This is a genomic window from Planomonospora algeriensis (assembly GCF_977012225.1).
Genome location: NZ_CDRNDK010000552.1, coordinates 1 through 3725, shown reverse-complemented (window position 1 = coordinate 3725; position 3725 = coordinate 1). Strand labels below are relative to the sequence as shown.

At 75.0% G+C, this 3725-nt stretch carries 4 protein-coding genes and 1 pseudogene; all 5 read right to left on the bottom strand.

The genetic code is table 11. From position 1 onward, the window contains the following. Nucleotides 1–434 (bottom strand): hypothetical protein (locus tag ACWJ6R_RS32280; RefSeq protein ID WP_449065845.1); only part of this gene is annotated, 434 nt, incomplete at its 3' end. A gap of 177 nt (nucleotides 435–611) precedes the next feature. Next, complete coding sequence (locus ACWJ6R_RS32275; protein WP_449065844.1) at nucleotides 612–1034, bottom strand: hypothetical protein; 423 nt, start codon at nucleotides 1032–1034, stop codon at nucleotides 612–614. A gap of 322 nt (nucleotides 1035–1356) precedes the next feature. Further along, nucleotides 1357–2100: a polyprenol monophosphomannose synthase gene (locus tag ACWJ6R_RS32270; protein ID WP_449065843.1), complete on the bottom strand. Its 744-nt coding sequence runs from the start codon at nucleotides 2098–2100 to the stop codon at nucleotides 1357–1359. After that, entirely contained in the window at nucleotides 2100–3116 is a 1017-nt protein-coding gene (gene lnt, locus ACWJ6R_RS32265) for an apolipoprotein N-acyltransferase (RefSeq protein WP_449065842.1), read from the bottom strand. The genes ACWJ6R_RS32270 and lnt overlap by 1 nt, the downstream gene beginning before the upstream one ends. Nucleotides 3117–3312: 196 nt before the next feature. Beyond that, nucleotides 3313–3693: pseudogene (locus tag ACWJ6R_RS32260) on the bottom strand (apolipoprotein N-acyltransferase); the annotation flags it as partial. Between the last annotated feature and the right edge of the window lie 32 nt (nucleotides 3694–3725).

The window sequence follows — 3725 nt, the reverse complement described above, 5'->3', positions numbered from 1 at the left end:
GCGGTGCTCGCGGCGGCCTTCTCCCCGGCGTCCGTCCCGGCCCCGGCGCCCCGCGCGCCCGGCTCCGCAGCCGGTGCCCTGTCCGCTCCCGCGTGCGGCTCCGGGTCCGATCCCGCGGCCGGGTCCCTGTCCAGTCCTGTGACGATCGACAGCAGTTCGTCGTGCGCGGACCGGTCCCCGCCGATGCCGACGAAGACGCAGCCGAGGGCGCCGTTGACCTCCGCCCGCTCCACCCCGTCCACCGCGCGCAGCCGCGCTTCGAGCAGCCGCGCGGCCGTCTCCGTGCCCGGCCCGCCGATCACATGCAGGTCGATCCGGATTCCCCCGGGGCAGGCGCGCACGCGGCGGGAGCGGGGCAGGACGCCCGCGAGCATGTCCGGCACGACGTCCCGGAGGACGTCGGCGGGGATCGCGAGCAGCCGTGACAGGAACATCGACTCTCCAGCAGGCCTGAACTCGGTGGGCGGGAAGGACCGGGCCGCGGCATCGCGGCCCGGTGATCGCGTCGTCACGGTGCCGTGACAGCGCGGGGACGGTGCCGGGACGTGGACACGAGACGTGCGGGTACGCGGGCGATGCGGTCACGACGGCGCGGTCGTGCCGGAGCACGGTCACACGGACGCCGGTGCGCTCCCGTTGCCGCCGCCGTTATCGCCGCCGGTGCCGCCGGCACCGCTGCCGACGTCTCCCCCGGCGTTTCCCCGCCGGGATCGCAGGTTCTCCCCGCCCCCGTTCCGGGAGCGCTGGGCGATCACCGTTCCGACGCCTATGGCGGCCGCCACGGGCCATTCGAGTAGGCCGAACGCGGCGAGCGCGCCGAGCCCTCCGTAGTAGGCGAGGCGTTCCCTCGACGGGAGGGCGGGCAGGAGCGCCCGGGCCGCTCCGACCGCGCGGCCGACCTCCTGCCCGCCGACTCGCGGCGGCCGGAACTCCAACGTGATCATGGGCAGGGTCAGGGTGAGCGACCCGGCGCCGCGCGGCTCCCCCGCGAGCCCCACGGGGTCCACGGGGTCCACGGACCGCACGGGTTTCACGGGCTTCACCGCGGCTTCCGCGCGGCCGTGCCTGCTCCGGACCGCGCACGCTCGCGCGGCCGCCGGGTGGTCTGAGCGATGTCCGTCATGGCCCCTTCTCTCAAAGAGTCGGGGGGCGCTCTGCATGGTGTCGCCCGGAGGGCGGAAGGACCTCCGGCCGCCGGTGCGTGACCCTGAGGTCGTTCCTGTACCTTCCGTCGGGCCGGTCCGCCGAAACGTGCGCGCCGGGTCCGGTGCGCGGCCCCGCCCAGGCACCGGTCCGCCCGCGCAAAGGCCGGCCCCCACGCCGGTCCGCCCCTGCACAGGCCGGCCCGTGCGCGGGCTAACGGGAGCGGCGCAGCCTCCGGGGCAGGCCGGTCACGCCCCAGAGGGTGACCCGCCACAGCGCCTCGGCGATGACGTCCCGGCTCATCTTGCTGGCTCCGACGGTGCGCTCCACGAAGGTGATCGGCACCTCGGCGACGCGCAGGCCGTGGCGGACCGTGCGCAGGGTCAGGTCCACCTGGAAGCAGTAGCCCTGCGACTCGACGTCGTCCAGGCCGATCTTCTCCAGGGTGGAGGCCCGGTAGGCGCGGAAGCCCGCGGTGGCGTCGCGCACCGGCATGCCGAGCATCATCCGGGTGTAGACGTTCGCCCCGCGGGACAGGAACTCCCGCGAACCGGGCCAGTTGACCACCTTGCCGCCGGGCACCCAGCGGGACCCGATGGACAGGTCGGCCCCGTCGGCCAGTGCGTGCAGCAGCTTGGGCAGCTCCTCCGGCTGGTGGGAGCCGTCGGCGTCCATCTCCACGAGCACGTCGTAGCCCTCGGCCAGGCCCCAGCGGAACCCCGCGATGTAGGCGGCGCCGAGCCCCTGCTTGCCGGGACGGTGGAGCACGTGGACGTGGTCGTCCTCGGCCGCCAGCCCGTCGGCGATCTCACCGGTGCCGTCGGGGCTGGCGTCGTCGGCGACCAGCAGGTGCGCCTCGGGCACCGCCGCGCGGATCCGCTCGACGATCACCGGGAGGTTCTCCCGCTCGTTGTACGTCGGGACGATGACGAGCACCCGGCCGACCATCCGCTCCATCACACGTCTCCCACCTGCTGATCATCACTGCGTGTCACCGGTCGCGCCGGGCCGCGTCGCCGGAGGACCGGAACCGCGGCCAGAGCGGCCGTACCCACCAGTATCAGGGCCCACTCGGGTAGCGCGCCAACCCTGGTGGCCACCGTCTCCTCCGTGCGGACCTGCACCTGGAGCACCGCCATGTCCTGGACCAGCTCGCGGGTCTGCCAGACCACCTTCCCCTCCGGTGTCACGGAGGCGGAGATGCCGGTGATCGCGGCGGTGACCACCGCGCGGTTGTGCTCCACGGCGCGCAGCTGGGACATGGCCAGCTGCTGGGCGGGCAGGCCGGTCAGCGCGTAGGTCGCGTTGTTGGTCTGCACCACCAGCGGGCTGGCTCCGGTCCGGGCGGTGCCGCGGACGACGCCGTCGAAGGCGACCTCGTAGCAGTTGACCGCCCCGACGGTGACCGGCCCCAGCCTCAGGTCGCCGTCGCGGGTGCCGGGCACGGACTGCTTGCCGACCAGGCCGGCCCGCTCGAACAGGGCGAGCACCAGGTCCTGCATCGGGGTGAACTCGCCGAACGGCACCAGTCTCTGCTTGTCGTAGTAGGCGCCGGGGCCGGTGACCGGGTCCCAGACCAGGCTCCGGGTGGCCCGGTTCTTCTCTCCGATGCCCACCACCGCTCCGACCAGGACGGGCACGCCGACGTCCTTGACCGCGGCGTCGATCTCGGCGTGGGCCGTCGCGCTGCGGTAGGGGTCGATGTCGGTGGAGTTCTCCGGCAGCACCACGACGTCCGGCCGGGCCATCACGCCCTCCCGTACGGCCCGCGCCATCTCGTGGAGCTTGCCGGTGTGGTTGCGCAGGACCACGGCGGGCTCGTCGCCCAGCGGGGCCATCCCCCGGCCGGGCACGTTGCCCTGGATCACACCGACGCTCACGCTCCTGCCCTCGTCGCCCGGACGGGGCACGGCGAAGGCCGCGGCCGGGACGGCCAGGGCCCCGGCGAGCGGCAGAGCGAGGGGCAGGGCCACGGACCGGGCGGAGAGCCGGAACGGGGACCGTTCGGAGGATGGGCCGGGTCCGGGACCGCGGGCGGAGCGCCCGCCCGGTCACGCGGCCCGGAACGCCGCCCGGAAGACCGGGCGCCCGCAGTGAGGCGAGGGCGAGCAGTCCTCCGCAGAGCACCACCGCGAAGCTCACCAGCGGCGCTCCGCCCAGCGCCGCGTACGGCGTGAAGACCGACTCGCCCTGACTGAAGGCGACCCGCGCCCAGGGGAACCCGCCGAAGGGGAAGACCCCTCGCGCCCACTCCATGGCCACCCAGAGCGCGGCGCTCCACAACGGCCACAGGGGCAGCCGGACCACCAGGGCGGTACCGGCGGCCCAGGCGGCGTAGAAGAGGCTCTCCAGGGCGATCAGGCCCAGCCAGGCGTCCACCCCGATGGGGGTGACCCAGTGCAGGCCGGGACCGAGGAAGGCGAGCCCTGCGGCGAAGCCCAGCCAGGCGGCGCGGCGGGGGCGGGCGCCGTACACGGCCCGGATCACGAGGGCCGCGCCGGGCGGGGCAAGGAACCAGAGCCCGAGGGGAGGGAAGGCGAGGAAGAGCAGCAGGCCGCCGGCGGCCGCCGCGCCGGCCGGCC

Coding starts and splice junctions, on each gene's coding strand:
- ACWJ6R_RS32270 (WP_449065843.1), bottom strand. CDS start 2,100: ATGGAGCGGATGGTCGGCCGGGTGCTCGTCATCGTCCCGACGTACAAC.